Consider the following 24,482-nt stretch of genomic DNA (forward strand, 5'->3'; position numbering starts at 1 on the left):
TACTAAAACTATGAATAAATTAACACGTAATTTAATCATCCTCAGCGGGCTGGCATTCCCCACGATGCTTCATGCCCAATTCATCAACAGCGACCAGTGGGCGATGACCGATGCACTGGGGCGAAAAGCGAGCGGATACGAGACTGCCGGCGACAAAAAAGATGAAAAGTTCGTCGCGATGTTCTATTGGACATGGCACCAAGGCAACGATGACACGACTTATCAGGTTAAGAACATCACGGACATTGTCCGGGAACACCCTGAGGCCATGAAGGATTATAACCATCCGGCCTGGGGTACCAAAAGACCCGGCTTTTTTTACTGGGAACAACCCTTATTTGGCTATTACAAAACGACCGATCCATGGGTATTGCGCAAACATGCAGAGATGCTGGCGGATGCCGGAGTAGACGCGGTTTTTTTTGATTGTACAAACGGAAGTCTTACTTGGCAGGATTCCTATGAAGCGCTGCTGAGGACCTGGGACCAGGCGCAGCGAGACGGTGTAAATGTTCCCAAAATTGCATTCATGTTGCCTTTTGGTCCGGCACCGCACTCCCTGATTTCCTTGCGACAGCTTTATAAGGATCTCTATAAGCCGGGGCGTTATAAAAATCTTTGGTTTGTCTGGAAAGGAAAGCCTTGTATTATGGGATATCCAGACAACCTCGAAGATTCGCAAACGGATCGTGAGATCGCATCTTTTTTCACCTTTCGTCCCGGGCAACCGGATTACGTGGACGGCCCTAAACGAAATGATCAATGGGGATGGCTGGAAAATTATCCCCAGCACGGCTACGTAAAAGGAAGCGATGGCAAATTCGAACAAGCCACCGTAGGAGTTGCACAAAATGCAGGACCGGAGACCGACGGTCATTGCAGTGCTTTTAATCTACCGGGTACCTACGGACGTAACTTCAGTCAACGCAATGGGTTCGATCCACGGGTTGACGGTTACCTATACGGTTGGAATTTTCAGGAGCAATGGGATGGGGCTAGGGAAATTGATCCCGAGCTGATATTCGTGACGGGGTGGAACGAATATATTGCCGGACAGTGGTTGCCCGAACATAATTGGACAGGCGACCCGTTTTCGTTTGTCGACCAATTCGATTGGGCGCACAGTCGTGATATCGAGCCGAATAAGGGATGGGGCGATAAAGGCGACGTATACTATCTTCAATTAATAGACAATGTGCGTAAATTCAAGGGGATGTCGCCTTTGGAAAAAGTATCGGAATCCAAAACCATACGGATCAATAAGTGGACGGACTGGGACAATGTAACCCCCTATTTCAAGCACTATAAAGGCAATACCCTGCACCGCGACCATCGGGGACGGTACGATCAATATTACACAAACACGACCGGAAGGAACGATATCCTAGGCGCGAAGGTAGCGCGGGATAATGAACGGTTGTATTTTTACGTCGAAACTGTCGATAAGCTAACCTCGCCGCAAGACCGGAACTGGATGATGCTGTTCATCGATACCGACCGTAACAAAGCCACCGGATGGAACGGTTACGATGTGATTGTTAACCGGGTGAATCCGCGGGATAACCAAGCGGTGGTGGAACGAAATGTAGGCAACCGGTGGGAATGGGAACAAGTGGCACAGGTGCCCTTTTCGATCGATCGGAATAAACTCGCGTTCGGCGTGGATAAGCGATTGCTTGGACTGGAAGGAAAGGTGGCGGATATCGAATTCAAATGGAACGACAACATGCAGGAAAATGGAAACATTATGGATTTCTATGTGAATGGGGATACAGCCCCCGGCGGACGGTTTAATTTTATCTATTCTGCTCCTTAACTTTATTGAAATGAAGGTAATAAGCCAACAACTTGCTGGGTCTTCAGCAAGTTGTTGGCTTATTACCATATTGGCTAAGGCCAATTACTACCTTGGCTGATGCAGCATCAACATCTCAATGGCTTCAGCGATATGATCATACGGATATTTATGGCTGATGAAATAATGACCTGCGTCAACCGCCGGATTCCACGTGTTATAGCCATCCTCCCTAACCTCAAATTTTCCGGGCCCGTTTACATAAAAATAGTCGGACGGATTGCGTATCGCAACCAACACGGCTGTTTGGTCCCACGATTGCCGATTGGATTCTCCATCTTTTGTATAGGTCTTCAGGTTATAGGCGTAGCCCTTAGTCACCGGATCATTGCCCGTCCTTGCCCCCACCTTGCCTCCAGTAAATATCTTGGATCCGATTTCGAAACCACTAAACAGTATCGGTTTTGGCCACTTGTCAAACGTATTTATCGAAGCCGCTGCATGCTGATTTACATTAAACTCGCCTCCTTCAGGAAAGCCGCCGGCCATCGCAACAAGCTGTTTCACCTTGGCCTTAACAAGGTCTACGCCGTTCAGTTCTGAATACTCATCTGGTTGGGAATCCAAAAGTGCACTGATGTTGGACAGAAATCCCACAGTTACGATCGTCAAGCTGTTATCCGGTCGGCCGGCCAGTATACGCCGGTATACACTGACCGCACTGGGATAACTTTTCATTCGCAGGTCGGGAGCGAAGTCATTGATGAGCGTATCGTTCCAGCCATTTGCCGCAGTAAAATCCGGTGCGCCTGGAGTTGCCACCCCAACAGGCAGGCTATCCCGTCCGAAATAACGGTTGAACACTTCGATCGTGGGCGCAATCGATGGGTGCGCATCACTGGCCACCGTAGCTAGGATCTCGCATTCGCCACTGTCAGCCAAGGCGTGCAGCACGGCAATAGCACCCACGTCATCGTAGTCGGGGCCCATGTCGGTGTCGAAGATAATCTCTGGGGTATGCTCGGCTATCGTGGCCGATTTTTCGCTGCCACACCCCTGAAGCAACAAAACACTTAAAAACAAAATGAGTGAATAATTCATCATTGTAAATTTACACATTCATTTGAAACTTCATCAGCAAATAATCAACGACAAGGTAACCCTCATGTCAATTTAGTCAGACAACCCGAGTCCTGACTAGAACCCAGGATTTTGCGTCAGCCCCTTGTTTAAATTCAATTCCCTAAAGGGGATAGGCCATAAATAGTGCTTTTCAGTATCAAACTCTTTAACATACCCCGTCAGTTCAACGGTCGTGTAATTACCGTTGGAATTTTTATAAGTCATCCCTTTCACGGTTCCCCGGATAGCGTTTTCACCGATATCCCATCGTCGGATATCGAAAAGCCGATGTCCTTCCATAGCCAATTCAACCATTCGCTCCCTTCTAACCAACTGCCGCAGTGCACCTTGATCTGTGATGGTAACCTCAGGCATCGCAACATCCTTCCTTCCACGGATTTCGTTTAATGCATTCAACACGGATTGATCGATTTCCCCCAGCTCTATACTTGCCTCTGCGTAAGTCAGCAACACTTCAGCGTACCGGAGGTAAATGAGATTGACTCCGCAATTCCAAGGGTCTCCAAAATCCGCTTCGCTTACGTACTTTTTGAAATACCAGCCTGTCGATGTCACGTTTTCCGCAGATATCGTAATGTCATCACCCGTACCGCTCCCCGGCAACGTATTCAACGTTTTTCCGTTTGCAAGCATATCTCCGTTCAAATAAACCGTGTGATATAATCGGGGATCCCTGTCTAAGTAAGGATTTGCCTGATCGAAACCACTAGTGGGATCATCAATCGGCAACCCCGTCGACTTCATGAGGTAAGCGTCTACCAACGATTTTGTGGGAACGACCTGGCATTGCTGTGAAAACAAACTGTTTGCGGTAAAAAAGGCAAACATAGCGTGTTGCTGGATATTCTTTGCCTGTTGTCTGGCAAATATGACTTCAGACGAGTTTTCGCCAGCATAGTCAAATAAACCCTTGTAGGAGTCATCAATGGCATGCACCCCGAGCTCCATGACCGCTTTGGCCGCAGAACGGGCTTCGCTGTACCTACCTGCATACAACATCGCTCGGGCTTTCAGGCCCAACGCCGCTCCGCTGGTTACCCGGCCTCTTTCTTCCTGAATCGCTGGCAGGTCCGCGGCAGCTGAAGTGAGTTCCGACGCAACAAAATCCCAGATTTCATTTTCTGGCGTACGGGTCACGGATTTCGCTTCTTCAACGTTCAGACTTGTTGTCACCAGCGGTACGGGACCATATAACATGACCAGGTTGATGTACGAAAACGAACGCAGGACTTTCGCCTCCGCTTTTAGACGGTTCCGTAGCTCTTCGTCCATTTCGGTCACTAAATCGACATTTTCAAGAAAATTATTCGCTGCCCGGACGATGGAATAATAATAACTCCACTCGCTAGCAATGACATTATTGCTCGCATCAAAGGTATGTTTTTCTACTTCGGATTCGGACCGCCATTGCAAAATGAAATGGCCAAGATCGGTAAATGCGTCCATCGAAGCGTACCGCCATTGATTACCTAATATGGAATATATACCATTTGCAGCAAATACGGCGTCCTCTTGAGTTTTCCAGAACAGCTCACTTGCAAGCCTATCTTTAGGAATAGTGTTTAATAAATCCTTGGTACATGACATTGTCGTCAATAGCAGACAACAAATAAAAAATGGCTTATATGTTTTCATTGTTGCTCGATTTAAAAGTTTATGTTAATTCCAAACGTAGTAACCGATGTCTGCGGGAAGCTCGATTCCTGTCCCCGTCCTTCCATTTCTGGATCAATACTGTATTTGTTGAGTTCCGAGAAGGTCAGTAAGTTGGTCGCCGATGCATACACGGTAACCCCGCCAACGTTAATGCGTTCAGTTAATCCCTGGGGAATATCATAGGAAAGCCTGATGTTCTTTAAGCGCAGGTAGTTACCATCAACCATCCAGAAGTCCGAAATCTGGGCATTCTTCATGGTATACTTGGTGGGCCTGGGATACCTTGCGCCCATATTAGTCGGTGTCCAGTAGTCTGAATAGATCTCGTGGGTAAATCCACCCCATATACCATGCTCCATGATAGCACCTGTCATGATTTTTTCAGAGCCGGATACGCCCTGCCAAAATAGATCCAGCCTGAAGTTTTTCCAAGATACTGCCATATTTGATGAAAACGTCCAATCCGGAATTTCCTTTCCGAAGATCACGAAATCATCGGGCGTGAGTTCACCATCCATGTTCTGGTCGACATACTTAATGTCCCCCGGCCCCACAGAACCATCCCACCTTGCGTAGTTGTCAACGTCCGCTTGGTTTTTGAAAAAACCATCCGTGGTAAAACCGTAGAAGGAGTTTATCGGCTGCCCTTCGACGGTTATGGTCCGATAGTCACTGTTTCCAAAAGCTGAGATGTGCGGTCCCGTACCAGCCAGGTCCAGTACCTTATTCTGATTATAATTTACATTGAAGCCTAGGTCGACCCCGAAGTCACCGAATGTCCTATGCGCCTGGATCAGGAATTCAACCCCTTTATTCTCAACACTCCCCGCATTCTGGTTCGTTGGTTCAAGACCCACAACCGATGGGATCGGAACGAGTAGCAGGATATCCCGTGTTGTCTTTTTGTAATAATCAAAAGAGAAGTTCAAGAGGTTGTTAAACAAATACCCATCCACGCCAAAGTTCAACTGGGCGGTCGTTTCCCATGAAATGTTTTGGTTAGCCAGATTCACTTGCCTGTAACCCGGCGCAAGTGTTTCGTTGAAAACATAATTCATTTGATTGTAGGTGGGCATAAACGAATAAAGCCCCACCTGCTGACTTCCAACTTCTCCCCATGATCCTCGTAGTTTAAACTCATTGATTACGGGTTTTATTGGCTCCCAAAAGTCTTCGCTAGACAAGCGCCACCCCATTGAAAAAGAAGGGAAGAACCCATAACGATACCCATCGGCAAAGCGGGAAGAACCATCGTATCTCGCGTTAGCTTCAAACAAGTACTTGGAATCGTAATCGTAGTTAACTCGGGCAAAGTAAGAGCGTAATCCCCACTCGGAATTGCCTCCTGTTGCGGATTGTGTGGCATCGTTTGCACCCTGGGAAATGGCCTGCAATTGGTTATTGTAGAAATTTTGCCGGTAGCCCTGCCCCCAATTATCGATAAAGTGTATTTCGGAATACCCGAGAATTCCACTTAGCGTATGCTGATCAAAGGTATTGTTGTAAGTCAATTGGAAATCCAACATATCTTCCTTTGATTTATACCGGTTGTCGTTCATCCGGTTTATGGTATTAAACGTTCTTCGTTCGGGATGCAACTTGTCCGTAAAATCGTACTTGTTGTTGAAGGTTTTGCGATCTTCCATATTGAACTGTGTGGAATATTGGCCACTGATATTCAACCCCTCGAGGAGCTTGTAAGTCGCTTTAAAGATACCTACCAGATAGGTCCCCTTAGTGTTTGACGTGCCCATTTCATGCAGATTGATAAGCGGACTATAGCTATCAACCGATAATCCGTAAGACCCATCGCTATAGTATGGCACACCCCATTGGCTATTTTGCCACATGCGATTATAAGACTCCCATTCATTATACGGCATGTTGCGATCAGTCAACCGAACATTGATATTCGTACCGAGTGTCAAACGGTTGCTCAGCTTGATGTCATTCTTCGCACGCATTTCAGAAATCTTGAACCCGTAGTTCGGAAGGATACCGTCTTCGTCGAGATACCGGAATGAAATCCGGTTCATAATCTTTTCCCGATCCCCCCCACTCAGGGTTAATGTGTGACTCTGTTGGGGAGCCGTTTCGAACACGGTATTCCACCAAACGTTCGGCTTTGGATAGCTTTCGGGATCGTCGGCATGGTTCTGCGGCCAGCTCTGGATTTCCTCGTCCGTATAAAATTCATAGCCATACGTATTCCTATACGCTTCATTTTGCTGCTTCATATACGTAACCGCATCCATATGTTTCGGGATGTTGTTCGAGCGCGCCAGTCCAAAATAACCGTCGTATGAGACGGCTAATTTACCATCGCTGGGTGCTTTTGTTGTCACCAGGATTACACCCGCTGATGCACGCGAACCGTAAATTGCCGTTGAAGCGGCATCTTTTAAAACCGAAACAGACTCGATATCAGCCGGATTAACACGGGATAAGCTTCCGGGTACACCATCTATCAATATCAGGGGATTGTTATCATTCAGCGAAGTAACCCCCCTTATCCGTGCAGTGAGGTTTTCACCGCCGGGTGCGCCGCCGCGATCGATAACGGTTAGGCCAGGTAGCTTGCCCTGTAAGGCCTGGGTTACATTGGTCGAATTTCTCGCAGAGATTTCATCGGATCCAATACTGCTTACCGCATTCGTGATGCTGACCTTCTTTTGAACGCCGTATCCAATGACCACCACTTCATCTATCCCAACAGCATCTCCTTCCAGGGTCACATTTATTGTTCCCTGGTCTTCAACCGGAATTTCCTGCTGCTTCATACCGATAAACGAAAACACCAATACATCCCCCCGCTGGGCAGCTATCGAATATGATCCGTCGACATCTGTTTTGACCGAAGTTGTTTCTCCCGTTACCGTCACGGTCACCCCTTGGAGCGGATTGCCTTCTTCGTCGACGACTTTTCCACTCACCCGTTGTTGGTTGATGGCCCCGTCCGCAAAGGATTCTCCACCCGCGGCATATGTCAATACCAAACCCGAGGAATTGGCAGCCGTGGCAGCACTATAGATTATCATTATCGCAACGATCGCGGTCAGGTGTCTCGTTGCCAAGGAGATATTGAACAAACTGTGGCTTACCCGCCTGATGTGGGCGTATCGCCGCATAAAATAAGTTATCATTTCTTGCCAGAATTAAGTTAAATCCATTAGTTACATTGCTGATTTGTCCTTGTTGTCTTGTTTATTTATTTTTTGGAATGACGAACGGTATGCACAGCCGAACCATCTACTGGTGCGTCCGAATAAACGATATAATCATTTGCCCTTACTTGATAGCCCGCTTTGGGGTTGGTTACGATTACCTTTACCGTATGTTTTCCTTTTGGCAACTGGTATCGCCAAAAAATTTCATTCCTTCTGGTTGTGTAGTTGGTAGGCATCCGGAACTGTTCCACTTTCTGCCCATCAATCAACAGCTCCAAATTAAAAGTATGATCCGGCAGCGCATCGCTTTCCTTATGCGCCCCGCCCCTCAACACCACTCCCGTGCCTTCGAACTCGAATGTATATGCAGACCCCAGATTTTGATTAACAGCCACGCTTTGCACTGGATACGACCCGTCAAAGCTTTTCTCAAAACGTACGGCTTTCGGTGTCTGTACAATAATGGTCGCCTCATGCGCATCCACCCTCCCTCCGTTCCTTTTAATCATCTCCAATGCTTGGCTATAGCTTGTCGCATAGACCTTGTTCAATGACATGCCGGTATACTGGAAATTGATATCCTCCACTTCGGCTAAACCCATCTTCCAATATTCCGGTATATTATCGTAACCCCCCATCGTACCTAAGATACCCCCTGCACTGGAGGGATTGCAGTCGGAATCCTGACCTGCACGTGTCGATATTTCCAAGGTTTTCGTATAATCACCCTCGCCATAGAGCAAACCCAATACGATATATGCGGCATTAATCTTTGCATCGATATCGAAGGGTACAAATACACCATCCGGACATCCTACTTCTTCTGTCCATTTTTTCTGCAGCTCAAACCAGGTCTGTTTCCAATCGTTGGGATATTGTTTATGCCATACGATTACATCATTGATGCATTTAAAGAAATCGCTTTCTTTCGGGATGGTTTTCAGTGCTTCAGTGACCACATACTGGATATCGTCAGACACGAAAGCCAAAGAATACATGGCTCCAACATACACCCCACCATACCAGCCGTCCCCATAGTTCATGATATGCCCTATTTTATCACTGACAGCCGATGCAACATTCGGCATTCCAGGATTCATCAATCCAGCAAAATCTGATTCGATTTGATAGTCAATATCGTCTGCATGCGGATTGTTTAACCAATGACCGGATTCGGGTGCATTGACGCCATTGAGGATATTATATCGTGCCGCTTGGTTGGCATGCCAAAGCACATAACCAGCATTTGCAAAGGCATTCGCAAAGGAGTCTACCGGAGCGTCTAACCCCACCCGTTCGAATACCTCAACAAACGTGAGGTCCATATAAATGTCATCAAACAAGCCTGGAAATTCATCCATCCATTTCTTGATGTATCCGTCATACCACGGTATCGTCTGATAATCTTGTATAAACGTACCATTGTACCGGAACTCCGTAGGACCGCCGAATGCCACACCAATTGTCTGGCCGGCCCACCCACCTTTGATTTTATCCTTCAATACAGAAAGCGGTATTTTCTTTACAGGTGGCGCCGCACGGCCGTTGCCATCCTGGGTATTGGCAGTCGCGCCAAGACACACCAAAATGGAAATCATGAATAATTTCATTCTTTTCATAACGATCACTTTTTAGTCAATATTCACGCTTAGATCCTCCTTTATTTCACCTGCTCATCAGTTTTTAGATAAGCCATGATGTCTACAACGTCCCGCTCATTCAAGTGCTCAAAAAGACCGGGGGGCATCATGGATACCGATGCCGTCTCCTTGGATTGGATGGTCGATTTATTAATCAATACGGGATCCTCTTGCCCAACGATCCGGAGCGAAAGTTGCCGTTGGTCTTCCCCAACCACATTGCCCGAATATGTCCGGCCATCACGGGTATTGATAACCACCATTTTATAGTCGTCCTGAATTTCGGCGCTTGGCTCAAGTACATTCAATAGAATATAATCCGTGTTTCTTCGATTGGAACCGGTGAGATCAGGCCCCATCACTCCCCCTTCACCATACATCTTGTGGCAACTTCCACAAACCTGTTGAAACAGGGTTTTCCCGCGCTTCACGTCAGCCGTGGCCAATGCGTCGGAGTTAAGCATTCCTCGGTACTTTTCATAGGCGGCCTTATCGCTGGCCACCGTCTCGATCGGTCCCCACACCTCAATAAACCCACTTCCTACCACCCGGAGCAGTTGGCGGGCGACATTAGCGGGTACTTCCTTTCTGGGAATCCGCCCCGCTTTGATTTCGGCCATCAGCATATTCCCATACCGCGTACGTGATGACAGCGTTTGCACCGTCTCAACCCGTTCCTCTGAGGAGAAGCTCTGGTACTTATCAATCAAAAGTTTACCCAATAAGTCACTGTCAAAAGCAGCGATAGCGCGGATCGCATCCTTTCTTATTGCCGGCTCCTGCAGAAGCTCGGGCAGCTCGGTGATGAGCTGCTGTTGCTGTTGGGCAGCCAACGTCTGGAGGGCTTTCTGCCGCTTGTCGATCGCCATTTGCCTATCTTTGAGCAACTCAAATGCTAGCTGAGTGGCTTCCCGGTCGCCAAACAATCCGGAAATCTTCGTCGCGAGTTCTTTTACGTTCCCGTTGTCACGTTGCAGCTTCGCCGACACCGCTTTCCAGTTAGTGGGTATCTTCAGGTCAGTCCGTCCCTCCATCCCGCTTAGCATGCCCGCCAACAGGTCTTCGGTATTGCCTCTCTGCATCCCGATCAATGCGACCAGCCTTTGCAGTTCATCCCCATCCACAGCCCTGCGGGCGATGTATTGCGTCACCATCGGTAAACGGGAGACTCCGCCTATTGCCAAAAACCTGCTGGGATTTTCTGCAATCAAGGACTCGATGCCATACCAAATCATCTTGGGGAGATTATGGTCGTTCCCGTCTTCTTTTTTCTGTAAAAGGTTGATCGCTATGGCCCATTTTTCATCATTGTCAATCCGCTGCAGCGCTGCGGCTAAATACAGACGGACGACGGCCGAGTGGTCACGCTGGGCCATAGATCGGAATTTAGCCAGCGCTAATGGCGATGGCGACCGGTCTTCGCACAATAGCTGGATAGCCCAACCCCGGATGTACTGGTCTTTGTCTTCCAATGATTCCACCAGCACTTCCGGTGCCAAGCCGCCAGTGATGTGCAACGCCCACATCGCCCGTAATCGCCAATCGGGATTTTTATTTTTTTCAAAAATTGCTTTTAGCTGTGAATGGGTAGCGGCCTGGAGCTTCCCTGCAGTAGCCCGCTTATGCAAGATACCCCTGGCCCTGCGGGCATGCCAATCGCTGGCATTGGTCTGAAGCGCTACGAGTTGCTCATCCGTTAGGTCATTCAAATCGGCATATCTCCCCGGAAAATCCGTTGCCAACGATTTAGAAGGCATAACCCGGAAAATCCGACCGGTTTCCGAGTTCAACACTTCCTGCCCACAGATATCCGCATCGTGCCAGTCGAGGACGTACAACCCACCGTCGGGACCGATTTCCATACTGAATCCTACCCATTGGGCATTGTTGGCTCGCATAAAATCATCTCCGTGCACCCCAACAAAACCCGATCCTTTGGGCTCCAGGATATCTGACAGTATCGCGTGTTCGTGAATATTGGCCATGAAAATCCGGCCCTGTTCCTCCTTGGGAAAGGCGTCCGACTGATATATCCTTGCTCCGCCGTGGGCTGAGCTGTGCCTGTGATCCGCGATTGTTTTGATATCCTCATATACGTAGGGGTTGAAATGCTGTCCGCCCTGCCGGTGGTAAATACCGCCGGGAACCACGTGCCATAAATGGGGAATCACGCAGGCGGTCATAAACAACTGACCTTTGGCATCGTAATCTATACCCCATGGGTTACTGAATCCATGTGCAACCACTTCAAAGCGATGCTTAACCGGGTGATAACGCCAAACTCCACCGTTGATATCTACACCGTCTGCTTCGAGCAAATCTTCCGGAAATTCATCGTTATGGAAATAGAGTTTGGCATCCCCATTGGGTTTACGGATTTTGGATGGCGTGGCGAAGCCTTGCAGACCATAGAGCCATCCGTCCGGGCCCCATTGCAGACTGTTTAATGTTTCATGCCGATCACGTATCCCCCATCCTGTAAGCAGGATCTCCACGTCCTCCATCTCGGCCTTATCATCGCCATCCTTATCCGGCACAAACAGAAGATTTGGAGGGGCACCTACATAAAGCCCGTCGAATCCGACCGCAATGGCGGCCGGGAAAGCCAAGCCTTCCATAAATACCTTCTTGTTGTCAGCTGCGCCGTCGCCATCTGTATCTTCCAAAATCAGAATACGACTAGTCCCTGCATTGGAAAAGCCATGCCCGCGCGACTCATAATCTTTGTTTTCGGCTACCCAAAGACGCCCTTTGTCATCCCAGCAGAAAGCCATCGGCTGCGTCATCATTGGCTCTGCGGCCCATACATTGACCTCGTAGCCCGCTTTCACAGTCATCTCGTCAACCGCCTCCTGTGGTGTTAAAAACTTAGCATTTCTCCCTTCCACTTGCGCCAATGACCAGAGTTCAACCATGCTGTACTCGCCCTCCCTTCCGGCAAACTTGCTCCACGCGTCATTCAGCGCCATTTCATTCAGTTCGCCCGTATATACGACCAAGCGATGCCTCACAACATCAGTCTGTCCCTTGCTCAAGCTCCAGTCCTCATCGCGTGTATATGAGGGGCCCAGACCCAATTGGCCATCTACACGCCACTTATTGGGATACCCCCGGTTTTCGGGGTGATCGAAAATAGCCACATGTGCCCAATCGTCGCGGCCCGCTATTTTCATCCCGACATCTGCCCACATGGCCGCTTGGCCTTCGGCCTGCTCATTTTTACTCCGGGCAGCGTTTACGATTTCCCCTTCAATGCCGGCCTGCCAGGGCATCCGTAAGAAAAGACCGCCATAATCGTATTTACCAATCAGCACGTCCTGTAAGGCTTCCCCTTTCCACTCCAGATCCAATAAATACTGACCTCCGACCAACTGCATCGACCAATTTTGGATTTCTTCCATTACCGGCGTACCCTTATCATCTAACAATTGATAGATCGTCTGCCATTTGACAACATTTCCTTCCTCTTCCACGATGTTTGCGGCTACTCTCTTCCAATAATCGCCTTGGGGATTGTGGAAATAATCTCTACCGTTGACCTGGGTAAATCCCCAATACAATCCCGTCTGGTGCTTGTGGTGGCCCGGACTGTATTCGGTCAATACCCCTTCACCATCCGGTGCCACGATCGGATGAATATATGGCCTGAAATCAGGTTTACTGTGTTGCACGAGAATGGGTGCATCACCATCGGTTCTAAAGACAGCGATGGTTTCTTTGCCTTCGTCCTTTACAAGTTTCAACAATACGGAAACCGAGTCCTGTCTGCTATCCGCCGTCTTTGAAGGCGAGCCACAAGCGTAAAAAAAACAACAAGCAATGGCTAGCAAAACGAAAACAAAACCGAATGGATACTGCTGTCCACTATATGATTGTAGTTGCATAATTTATTAAATATTGGTTATTATCATTTACGTGTTAATCCGACATTCTGCATCAACAACATATTGCTATCCGGACACGTGCCTTCTGCCAGGGCTCCAAGTGCACATTGTTACCTAGGAGCCGTTATCTGGGAGCCACCATACCCACGTTCATACCATTCAAAACAATGATTGTATTACGCACATAACTGGCCGATTACTAATCAATTGGTCTATAACGAAAACAAATTTAACCGGGAATTCCCTCAGAAATTAACCACATTTTTATATATTTATGAATTATAGAATAACATAAAACAATTCAAATAAATTTCAAAAAACTCATTATAAGCATCTTATAATTTTAAATATCCACGAAGCTATAAACAATATAGTCCCGACGAATGAAAGTGTACCTTAACGGGCACCCTTCCGCCCAGCATTATTCCAACGTTTGCATAGCCGGCTTCAATTTGCCAGTTCTAAGCGCTTGCTCAATCAGTATTCTCAGTGATTTTGATGCGCTTCGATTCCATCCGCGGGCTCATCGCTGTACACGACAACATCATATGCCCGCACGTGGTGATCATTGCTTGGGTTTTTCACCACTACTTTCACGGTATGTTTTCCTTTCGGTAATTGATATTCCCAAAAAAGATCATGTCGGCGCGTACGGAATGCCGTTGGCAGTTGCGCCGTTTCTTTCTTTTCGCCATCGATGAAACAATCCGCCTCAAATACATAATCAGCAGATTGCCCGGCATTCTTACCCGCAGCGCCACGCAACGCAAACCCCGTCCCTTCAAACTCAAAAACAAGTTCATCGGTCAGGTTGCGATTTAGATCATGCCGCGCCACAGGATAAAGGTTTTCAAAACTCTTTTCATACCGCACCGGCTCAGGCATCTGCAATGCGATAGTCACTTCATCACCTTCGATCTTCCCACCATTACTCACTATCGCCTTCAAGGCATGCCCGTAGCTCACCTCATACACATCACTAAGGGACATGTCCGTATATTTGAATTTCATACCCTCGATGTCGGCCAATCCTTGCTTCCAATAATCAGGAATATTTTCGTATCCCATGATGGTGCCGAGTATACCTGCTGCCGACGATGGATTACAGTCTGAATCCTGACCACCGCGCGTGGCGATTTCCAGTGTTTTTCCAAAGTCCCCTTCACCATATAGCAACCCCAATACCACATAGGCTGCATTCACCTTGGCATCGATATCAAACGGGCTAAATACGCCGTCCGGACACCCCACCTCATCCGTCCATTTACGTTGCACCTCAAACCAGGTCTGTTTCCAGTCATCGGGATACTGGTCATGCCACTTGATGACGTCCGCAATACATTGGTGAAAATCGCTCTGCGGGGGGATTGCGTCCAAGGCTTGGCGCACAATCAGTTCAATGTCGTCATTTTTGAAGGCCAAAGCATACATCGCCCCCATGTATACCCCGCCATACCATCCATCTCCGTAGTTCATGATATGGCCCACTTTGTCGCTGATTGTCGATGCCGCATTGGGCATCCCCGGGCTCATCAATCCCGCAAAATCGGCCTCGATTTGATAATCGATGTCGTCTGCATGCGGGTTGTTGTGCCAATGGCCTGACGCTGGTGCCGCTATGCCATTCAGTATATTATAGCGCGCAGCCTGATTGGCATGCCAAAGATTATAGCCGGCATAAGCAAATGCATGTGCAAATGAATCAACGGGAGCGTCAATGCCTAATCGTTCAATCACATCTACAAACGTCAGGTCCATATAGATGTCGTCATATAGGTCCGGCCATTCGGTCATCAATTTCTTCATGTGATTCGCATCCCAGGGAATCGTCTGGTAATCCTGGATCATTGTTCCGTTGTACCTGAATTCGGTATAACTGCCAAATGAAACACCGATGGTTTGGCCAGCCCAACCGCCCTTGATTTTGTCTTTGAGCTCATTTTTCCCCATCACGAATTTTTCGGCTGATTGGCCATCATCTTGATGAGTCGCTTTGAAGCCACCGAGTACGGCTATGGCTAAAACACAACACATAACCGACAGATAATTGTTCTTTACCGTCATTTCAATCTTATTTGTTTAGATAATCAGTTTATTACCCTCCCGCGGCAATCACCAAACCCAGCCCCACAACAAACAACACAAACATGGCAGCCACCAGCATATTCACGGATTTAGACCCACCCTTAAATTCCTTCCAGATCAACACGCCCCACAAAGCAGCCACCAATGTAGCACCCTGACCCAGCCCATAGGAGATGGCTGGCCCAGCTTTACCAGCAGCAATCAGGTTGAAGAGATTGCCTAGCCCCCAGATACATCCGCCGAGGATACCTACTAAATGGATACTAAACCGCCCTTTCACATACTCACCATAGTGGATTGGCTTCCCTTCGAGCGGCCGTCTCATCAAGATCGTGTTGAACAACAAATTACTCACCACGATGCCTACCGCAAATACCACAAACGCGGTGTAGGGTGTCATCTTACCAGCTGCTGGTGATACGAAATTCTCCAAGTCCATCCCCGCCGCGACAAACGGATAGAACGTAGACATTAATATGCCGGCGATAACCGATACGATAATCCACTTCCCTACGCTTTTCTTACCCGTGCTGCCGGAATGCTTTCCGTAAGCCACGGCATTGAGAACGATGGCGACGGTCACCAACCCTACGCCAAGAAACAACAACACCGGATCACCCTTACTCAGCATCAGGTAATTGATAAGTACCCCAATCACCAGTGCTAAGCCGATTCCGACCGGAAAAGCAACGGCCATCCCAGCCCCGGCAATAGCGGCCGTCAGCAGGATATTGGCGAGATTGAATACGACGCCTCCTATCAACGCACTTCGGATATTTCCACCTTCGGCCTGCGAAAGGTCAGCCAAAAAGGGCCGGCCGGATTCGCCCATGCTACCCATGGTAAACGCGCCGATAAGTGCCAACAGCAATATCCCCCAAACGTAATCCCAATAGAACAGCTCGAAACGCCATTCGCGTTGCACCAGCTTCTGCGTATTGGCCCACGAACCCCAGCACAGCATCGTGATGATGCAAAAAAGGACCGCTAGTCCATAATTTTCTACGATAAACATAATTTACTGGTTTTTACAAATTGGTTTATAACTAACTATGGTGTCATGTTACTCAATAATACCTCATTGCGGAACGGGATCGATGATTGCGCGCCCATGCGTGTTACCGCGATCGATGCCGCCCGACAAGCAAAAGAAACCGCATCGGTCAACCCCTTGCCTTCGCCTATAGCCACAGCAAGTGCTCCATTAAACACGTCGCCCGCCGCTGTGGTATCCACCGTTTCCACGCTCGGTGCGGGAATGTGATGAAACACACCGTTCTCCAGCAAAGCCGCACCTTGCTTTCCCAGCGTAACAATCACGTGGTTCACCCCTTGGGCATGGATACTTTCCGCAGCTTGCCGTGCACTCGGAATATCCACAATCCGAATACCTGATAGCATTTCTGCCTCGTTGACATTCGGTGTAATGACATCGACTAAATGGAATACACTTGGCACAAGCTCATTGGCTGGCGCTGGGTTGAGAATCACCTGCATCCCTTTCTCCCTTGCAATTCGCGCAGCAAATTCAACCGTGCGCATCGGGATTTCCAATTGCATCAATAATATCTTGCTATCGGGATATTTGTCAAGCACTTTCTCTACATCCACCGGTTCCAAGTGTGCGTTAGCCCCGGGAGCCACCACAATACTATTTTCACCGTTGTCATCCACGGTAATGAGCGCAATCCCGGATGGGCTGTCGTGATCAGATAATATCCCATTTATATCCACCCCCTCTTCATCAAACAACTGGGACGACTGCTTTCCAAAAATATCATCTCCGATCTTGCCAACGAACGCTACATCTCCCCCCAACCGAGCCACTGCAACAGCTTGATTGGCCCCCTTGCCTCCCGGATTCATAAAAAACGATCCACCCAGTACGGTCTCCCCCGGCTGGGGAATATGGCTGGTTTTTACGACCATATCCATATTCATACTACCTACTACAATGATTTTATTACCCATATAACTGGTCACAATAACTAAACAATCGGCCTATAACGAAAACAAAAGTAATTCGGAATTTCCTTAGAAATTAACCATTTTTTAATAATTTTATGAATCATAATACACATTAAAATTGTAAAAAATAAACTAAAATACTATATAACAAATAGTTATACAAAAAAATTCAAAAATACACTTCGCCGTCAAATCATCAAATACTACACACTTATTCTCAAAACGTTGTCCATTATGCTCGCTTTCGAATTGGAAAAACTGATCAAGTCATTATCAGCTGCAGAGAAAAAACATTTCCAGCTCCATTGTGCCAAACTAAAGGGCCCTAGCGATTACGTGCGGTTATTCAACCTCGCCACCGACAAAGACAACGGAGATGACAAGTCATGGGAACAACGGTTCAAGGAAGAACATCCGTCCAAATCCTTTGACAATACAGCTGGTTACCTATACAAAGTCCTCACCGATGTACTCGTACAAATACGCATCGAGCAGGATACCTGGTACCTGCAGCACCAAAGCCTGATGAAGGCGAGGCTATGTTTCGAACGATCCATTCCCAACCGGGCCCACAAAGAGCTGCAAAAAGCATTCAAGCTTGCTTCGGGAAGCCAAAACCATCTTGTAGCTTACCAAGCATCCCGTATGGAGCTTACCGCACTGGCTGACATCAGCTTTCCGAACATCACTGAACAACAATTAGTAGACAGGCAGATGAAAGCCAAGCATACCTTACAATCGCTTCGCCAGCTCCACGAACATTACTCGTTGTATGAGTTGCTTAGCCACCGACTCACAAAAGGCGCCTTAACCGTCGGCGGGAGCAGTGATAAAAAAATCAATGACCTCATCCTTAGCGAGCTCAGCCTAACGACCAGGGGCAGCCAGCACCAATTCGAGCCACAAAAACTTCACCTGCTATTTCAATCCTTTTTTTTCATCCATACGGGCGAATACCGTTCGGCACTGCGGATATTTAACCAGCTTAACAAACTGATTGAAGCCAATGAACCGATGTGGGACTACCCGCCTTACGACTACCTCTCGGCACTGGATGGCATATTGGATAGCCTGCGGAGTATCGGCTTCTACCGGGAGATGGCGCACTTCATCAACAAGACCGTCGCCCTGTCTGAGCGGGCCTATCCTGATCATTTCGGAAGCCTCGCCACGCTAACATCCCTAGCTTACCGGCTAAGCATGCACCTTGGTATGGGCGACCTTCGCGAAGCCTTATTAGTACTGGACAAACGCAATAGGGAGCCGCACCATACGGCAATTACCGAAAGTCATGAGAAACAGTTGGAATATCTCTATTTTGAAGGGCTGACGTATTTTCTCTCGCGGCAATGGAATAAAGCGAATAAATGCCTAAACCGGCTCTTTGCCGCCGCGAAACAAAACGCTCAACTTCCGGTCTACCGTGCTGGAAGGCTGCTCCAGATCCTTCTCTGTTACGAACAGGATGACATGGAGTACCTCGAATACGAAATCCGTTCATACAAACGGGCCTTCAGCAAATTCGGCAAAGCTTATAAAACCGAGAAATTGATCTTCAATACCATTGCAGCCGACCCCAAACGCCGGGGGAACACATGGAAAGCAACCGCTCATAGAAAGATGACTGGTAAATTAGAAGGTATCCGAAACGAAAAAAAGGAGCTACAGCTCCTTAAGTTCTTTGATTATGGAAAATGGATGTTAAGAAAATACGAATAAAATCAGTTCTCAATCACGAAAAACTCCACTCGTCTGTTCCACTGATGTTCTTCTTCCGTACATTCAACACCTTTGGCGCAGTGGTTAGCCAGCTTGGTAAATCCATACCCCTTCGCAACCAAACGGTCGGCAGCAATCCCCTTGCTTACCAAGTACGCTACCGAAGAATCCGCCCGTCGCTGGGTCAATTTCATATTATAGTCATGAGATCCGCGTGAATCGGCGTGAGCGCTCAATTCAATCCTTACATTGGGGTCGCTTTGCAAAAAGGCTGCGATCTTATCCAATTCAAGTGCTGCGTCCGGCCGGATATCAGCCTTATCATAGTCGAAATAAATATTTCTCAATACCACCACTTCTTTTACTTCTACCGGCGAAAGATGAATGTCTTTGGTCAACGTGGTACTGGAATCGATACCTGATGTCGAAAAAGTCATCGGTACGAATGGACGGAAGCCTGTCTGTTCGGCCGTCAGGGTATAATCACTATTTTCCGCCAAATTGAATTTGAATTTACCGTCCGTACCGGCATTTACCACCACCGCGTTGGCTTCGTCCCCTACCGGAGTGAGCGTCACCTGGGCTCCGGCTACGGGAAGTTTGGTCTTCGCATTGTACACGCCCCCCTCCAAATCTATTTGGATAATCTTATTCAGATTGAACCAGTATATATCATCCGCACCGGCACCACCACTTCTGTTTGAAGCGACATAGCCTTCGAGTTCTTTATCAAACCGGACGGAGAAGTCGTCATAAGGCGAATTGAACGGGAAGCCAAGGTTGGCCACCCTAGGCGTAACGCGGGTTTTATCCAACCGGTAAACATCCAATCCACCCATGCCCAAATGCCCATCGGAAGAAAAATAGAAATCACCTCGCTCATCAATACCGGGGAATCGTTCGTCACCCGAGGTATTGATACCTTCTCCCAGGTTGACGGCATCTCCCCAACCACTGTCTGCATTGCGGACTACATAATAGATGTCTGTGCCACCCTGGCCGCCCGGCATATCCGAGGTAAAATAAAGCGTGTCGCCCGATAGGCTTAGGAATGGGTCGCCGACAGACCATTCCGTGATGTTATTGTAGCGAAATGGAACGGCCTGTTCACCCCAGTTAGCTGCATCCAGCGAATTGGAAAAAATTTCAATGTTGACCGTCACATCCTTTCCTGCCTTACGTTTTTCTTCGCGGGTGAGGTTTCGGGTCACCGCAAAATAGACCTCGTTCTTCTGTTGGGAGAATGTTGCAGGTCCAAAATGATTAGCACCGTCGCCCCACTTGGCATCGACCTTGGTCACCGCGTCATCACCAGCCACATACATTGCGAGATACGGATTACCGGTCCAGCCGTAAATTACATCCGGATTGGAAGCACCGTCGAATCGATCAGAGGCAAAATAGAGCCCATTAGGCCCTTTCGTGGCTCCAAATTCCGCTTGGGCGCTGTTCCATTTCTTTTGGTTTTTGATTTCAACCGCCTTAATGGGATTTTCCAACCACACCACAGCAGAGTCACACGATGCATACAGCACGGCCAATTCTTCCGGAGGGATGATGCCTTCGGCTTTCAGTGCTACGCGCTGGTATTGCGCCTTCGCCTCCCTGAATTTAGAGTTGTTGCGAAGTACATGACCATATTGCAGAATGTGATCGACCTTCGCTTCGTCGTGGTTGGCCAAACGGGCATACCACACCTCTGCCTCCCGATAATTCCGGATATGGTAATACGACTCGGCAAGCCGTTCGGCAGTATTGATATCGGCCTTAACATCATAGGCCCGTTGGTATAGTTCAATCGCCGTAATAAAGTTGAACGCATTAAACTCGCGATCAGCCGACTTCAGCAGGGAGTATTGTGCGTGCACTGGAGATATAGCCAGCAGCCAAAGTCCCAAGATTAAGTAACCCTTATTGTCAAAAAATTTCATAGGATGATATGGTTTTGTAACGTATCCGCATTGAATAAATGGCCTTCAAATCGATCAGAAATAACGAGGGGTCCGCACCCGTTGTGTACCTTTATTCAACGAGTAGCCCAACGATATCTCGTGGGTTCCTCCCACTTGATTATTGATTTTATTTAATGCATAATCGAATGAATAACCGATACGGAACTGACTCGCGGCCACGAATTCAGCAAGCGCGATGATTGAATTGGGTCGCCGCAAGTCATCCGCAAGCCGCGAACCGCTTGATAGCGCAGTTCGGTAAGAAAGTCCGAACGTAAATTGCTCAGCAAATATCACGGCCGCATTCAGATCTGTGGTCCAGCCACGGCTTGCTGCATTATCCGCGTTTTTTATCATGATTGATGGCTTCAGTAGGATATCGGTAGTCAACGGCACAATCCCGCCGCCGGTAACGTAATATTGTGTAACGGGCGGAATCCGTGTACTTCCATTGTCTTCATTGAATACCAACCTGGAAATCAGGTTATCAACGCCTACCCCGGCAAAAAATGTGTTATTGGAATAGTAGACACCAAACCGCGCATCTGGCAGAAAAGAATTTTCGATATTCACAGATTCGGGATCCAATGTCCGCGCCGCGGCATTGTCGAATCCGGAATGGATAAACCCAAGTCCCAGGCCGAATGACAGGCGATCTTCGGGATCCCATCCTACACGCAAACGGTACGCGTAATTAGCATACGCGTAGATACGCTTTTCCAATCCCACACGATCACTCATCAAATTCAAGCCAAGCCCTACGTTATCACTGGCGGTACGCATATCGGCAGCCAGCGCAAATGTTTGTGGACCATCGGGCATACCCGTCCATTGGGATCGGTAATAGGTATGGAAATTCACCGAACCGCGATAGCCTGCATATGCCGGATTGATATACAAGCCGTTGAACATATATTGGCTATACTGTGCGACCTGCTGGGCCAACACCGGAGCGGTTGAAAAGGCTATCAGTAATAGAAAAAAGTACTTCTTCATGTCATTATCAGTTATTGGATATGGTCAAATCAGCGTTTTTCAATTAACCTGCCGGGACAATTGCCCCGGCAGATTTTCAATTTTAACGGCCAGTCACTCGGATGATGGCGATTGCCCCCTTATGGGTTTGCCATTCACCATTGCCGCTGTTACGGATACGCAGGATATAATAGTACGTCCCCTCGGCAAGTGTACCTCCATCCCAATCGTTGTTATAGATGTTACTCTTATAGACCTGATTGCCCCACCTGTTGAGTACAATCATTTCCCTGCCTTGGTATTGCAACAGGTTCTTGATCACAAACAGGTCGTTCAGTCCATCGCCATTCGGCGTAAAGAGGTTCGGAATTTCCACCGTAGCGTCTACCGGAATTGGATCCGTATCATCTTCATCGTCCGGATCTTCGGTATCCGGATCTTTGTCTGGCCCCCATACCGCAATTCCATTGGTAATGTTGCCCATGGCTGTCGCATTGACATCCGCCGTGATGCGTACCACAATGGTCGCGCCTACACCGACTACGCCATTGGTCATAACCGTGGCGGCGTTACCACTGCCTGTTATGGTTGCCGCACCGGCGGTAACTTCATAGCCGGTAATAGTCACACCCATTCCGGGACGTTCCTCCAATGCGATCTCCTTACCTGCCTGGATTTCCAACGGACCGTTATTGGTAATCGTTACCGTAAACGAGGTCGATTTACCTGCTTCAACGATCGGCTGATCGCCCACTTTCTCAATACTTAAGGTATAGGGAGCCACGACAGGAATCTCCGGCGTCTCAGTCTCGTCATCTTCTTCGTCGGTACCCGGGTTTTTATCCGGACCCCACACCGCAATTCCATTCGAAATGGTTTCGCCTACCGCTGCAGTTACGTCAGCGGCTACCCGTACGGTAATCGTACCGTCTACCGCAACCGCTGCTGTCGTCGTCAAGCTCGCTGTATTGCCGGTTCCAACCACCGAGGCATTTCCTGAAGTCACTTCATAGCCGGTAATCGTGATGCCCGCGCTCGGACGTTCGCCGAGGCTGATGACTTCACCCGCCAATATGCGCGATGGACCATTATTCACTACTGTCACCGTAAAGGTGGTGCTTGTGCCCGAAATTACCGTTTCCTGGTCGGCAACTTTCGTAATGCCCAGCGTGCGGTTCGGATCAACCGGTATTTCCGGCGTATCGTCCTCGTCGTCCGGATCATCCGTACCTGGATCTTTATCCGGGCTCCACACTGCGATACCGTTGGTAATGGTTCCTTCGGCATCACCGGCGATGTCGGCGGTGATCTTCAATGTAATGGTACCTCCGGCGGGGATAGCGGCGGTTGTATTCACGGTCGCCGTACTTCCCGTTCCGTCGGCCGTTGCATTCCCTGAAGTCACTTCATAGCCGGTAATGGTTACCCCCTCACCCGGCCGTTCCACCACCTGGATAGCCGATCCATTAGCTACCGACGACGGACCACTGTTGGTTATCGTCACCGTAAAGGTGGTACTGGTACCTGCCTTCACACGGGCTTGGTCTGCTTCCTTGGTAATGCTCAGGGTATAATTCGGATCAACCGGTATTTCCGGCGTATCGTCTTCGTCGTCTGGATCATCTGTGCCCGGATCTTTATCAGGCCCCCAAACATCGATGCCGTTCGTAATCGTAGCCGGCGCATTTGCATCCACGCTCGCAGTTATACGCACCACGATCGTCGCGTCAACGGCGATCTCTCCGGTTGTGGTTAATGTCGCACTGTTACCCGTGCCGCTAATGGTTGCCACTCCTGAAACGACTTCATAACCGGTAATGGTTACACCCGTGCTCGGGCGTTCACCCAATTGGATGATTTCGCCAGTCTCGATCACTGACGGACCGTTATTGGTTACCGTCACCGTAAAAGTGGTATTGGTGCCCGCCTTAACGCGCGACTGATCAGCAACCTTGGTGATGCCCAGGTTCGATTCGCGGTCTACCGGAATATCCGGGGTATCGTCGCCATCATCCGGCGTATCGGTTTCTGGATCTTTATCCGGCCCCCATACATCGATGCCGTTGGCAACCGTAGCAGGAGCGTCAGCGTCCACATCAGCCGTTACGCTCAGCGTAATCGTACCACCTACGGGAATAACCGCGCTCGTAGTTACCGTGGCGCTGTTCGTACCGGTGGATGCAGCCGTACCATTACCGCTGGTCACTTCGTACCCCGTAATGGTTAGACCCGTGCTTGGACGCTCACCCAGGCTGATCACTTTGCCGCTGGCTATCGCAGATGGGCCGTCATTGGTCACCGTTACCGTGAAGCTTGTGCTTCCTCCAGCAATTACCCGGGCATCATTCGCTACTTTGGTAATGCTCAAGTTCGACTCACGATCCACGGGGATATCCGGGGTATCGTCACCGTCATCCGGTGTGTCGGTATCCGGGTCTTTATCCGGCCCCCATACATCGATGCCGTTGGCAACCGTAGCAGGAGCGTCAGCATCTACA

13 protein-coding genes are annotated in these 24,482 nt (G+C 48.7%); 2 read left to right on the top strand and 11 right to left on the bottom strand.

Annotated elements, in window-relative coordinates; genetic code table 11:
- The first annotated feature begins 10 nt into the window (after nt 1-10).
- Entirely contained in the window at nt 11-1,816 is a 1,806-nt protein-coding gene (locus IEV98_RS14630) for a hypothetical protein (protein ID WP_229738776.1), read from the top strand.
- An 87-nt stretch (nt 1,817-1,903) separates the two neighbouring features.
- On the opposite strand, the gene IEV98_RS14635 is transcribed toward IEV98_RS14630, so the two are convergent.
- The 8 genes from IEV98_RS14635 to rbsK form a co-directional block, all read right to left on the bottom strand.
- A complete protein-coding gene (locus IEV98_RS14635; protein WP_188506724.1) occupies nt 1,904-2,899 on the bottom strand; it encodes a nucleoside hydrolase in 996 nt (331 codons plus the stop codon).
- Between the two features lie 93 nt (nt 2,900-2,992).
- Complete coding sequence (locus tag IEV98_RS14640; RefSeq protein ID WP_188506725.1) at nt 2,993-4,573, bottom strand: RagB/SusD family nutrient uptake outer membrane protein; 1,581 nt, start codon at nt 4,571-4,573, stop codon at nt 2,993-2,995.
- A gap of 11 nt (nt 4,574-4,584) precedes the next feature.
- The gene (locus tag IEV98_RS14645) at nt 4,585-7,737 is read right to left on the bottom strand and encodes a SusC/RagA family TonB-linked outer membrane protein (protein ID WP_188506726.1); all 3,153 of its coding nucleotides are present in this window, start codon (nt 7,735-7,737) and stop codon (nt 4,585-4,587) included.
- Between the two features lie 65 nt (nt 7,738-7,802).
- Nucleotides 7,803-9,380, bottom strand: coding sequence for an ADP-ribosylglycohydrolase family protein (locus IEV98_RS14650; protein ID WP_188506727.1), 1,578 nt, complete (start codon nt 9,378-9,380; stop codon nt 7,803-7,805).
- Between the two features lie 41 nt (nt 9,381-9,421).
- Complete coding sequence (locus tag IEV98_RS14655; RefSeq protein ID WP_188506728.1) at nt 9,422-13,285, bottom strand: PVC-type heme-binding CxxCH protein; 3,864 nt, start codon at nt 13,283-13,285, stop codon at nt 9,422-9,424.
- Between the two features lie 486 nt (nt 13,286-13,771).
- Complete coding sequence (locus IEV98_RS14660) at nt 13,772-15,319, bottom strand: ADP-ribosylglycohydrolase family protein (RefSeq protein WP_188506729.1); 1,548 nt, start codon at nt 15,317-15,319, stop codon at nt 13,772-13,774.
- Between the two features lie 61 nt (nt 15,320-15,380).
- On the bottom strand, nt 15,381-16,385 hold the full coding sequence (locus IEV98_RS14665) for a GRP family sugar transporter (protein WP_188506730.1): 1,005 nt from the start codon (nt 16,383-16,385) through the stop codon (nt 15,381-15,383).
- 35 nt (nt 16,386-16,420) lie between these two features.
- Nucleotides 16,421-17,341 (bottom strand): ribokinase, encoded by a 921-nt coding sequence (rbsK, locus tag IEV98_RS14670; RefSeq protein ID WP_188506731.1) that lies wholly within the window; start codon nt 17,339-17,341, stop codon nt 16,421-16,423.
- A 231-nt stretch (nt 17,342-17,572) separates the two neighbouring features.
- Here rbsK and IEV98_RS14675 point away from each other — a divergent pair, with 231 nt between their 5' ends.
- On the top strand, nt 17,573-19,057 hold the full coding sequence (locus tag IEV98_RS14675; protein WP_188506732.1) for a hypothetical protein: 1,485 nt from the start codon (nt 17,573-17,575) through the stop codon (nt 19,055-19,057).
- Nucleotides 19,058-19,059: 2 nt separating this feature from the next.
- Here IEV98_RS14675 and IEV98_RS14680 read toward each other — a convergent pair whose 3' ends face one another.
- From IEV98_RS14680 to IEV98_RS14690, 3 genes are all read right to left on the bottom strand, one after another.
- Entirely contained in the window at nt 19,060-20,988 is a 1,929-nt protein-coding gene (locus IEV98_RS14680; protein ID WP_188506733.1) for an OmpA family protein, read from the bottom strand.
- 54 nt (nt 20,989-21,042) lie between these two features.
- A complete protein-coding gene (locus IEV98_RS14685; protein WP_188506734.1) occupies nt 21,043-22,005 on the bottom strand; it encodes a PorP/SprF family type IX secretion system membrane protein in 963 nt (320 codons plus the stop codon).
- Between the two features lie 82 nt (nt 22,006-22,087).
- Nucleotides 22,088-24,482, bottom strand: a 2,395-nt coding sequence (locus IEV98_RS14690) for a T9SS type B sorting domain-containing protein (RefSeq protein ID WP_188506735.1), incomplete at its 5' end; no start/stop codon positions are given.

Source organism: Parapedobacter pyrenivorans, assembly GCF_014636865.1.
GTDB classification, from domain to species: domain Bacteria; phylum Bacteroidota; class Bacteroidia; order Sphingobacteriales; family Sphingobacteriaceae; genus Parapedobacter; species Parapedobacter pyrenivorans.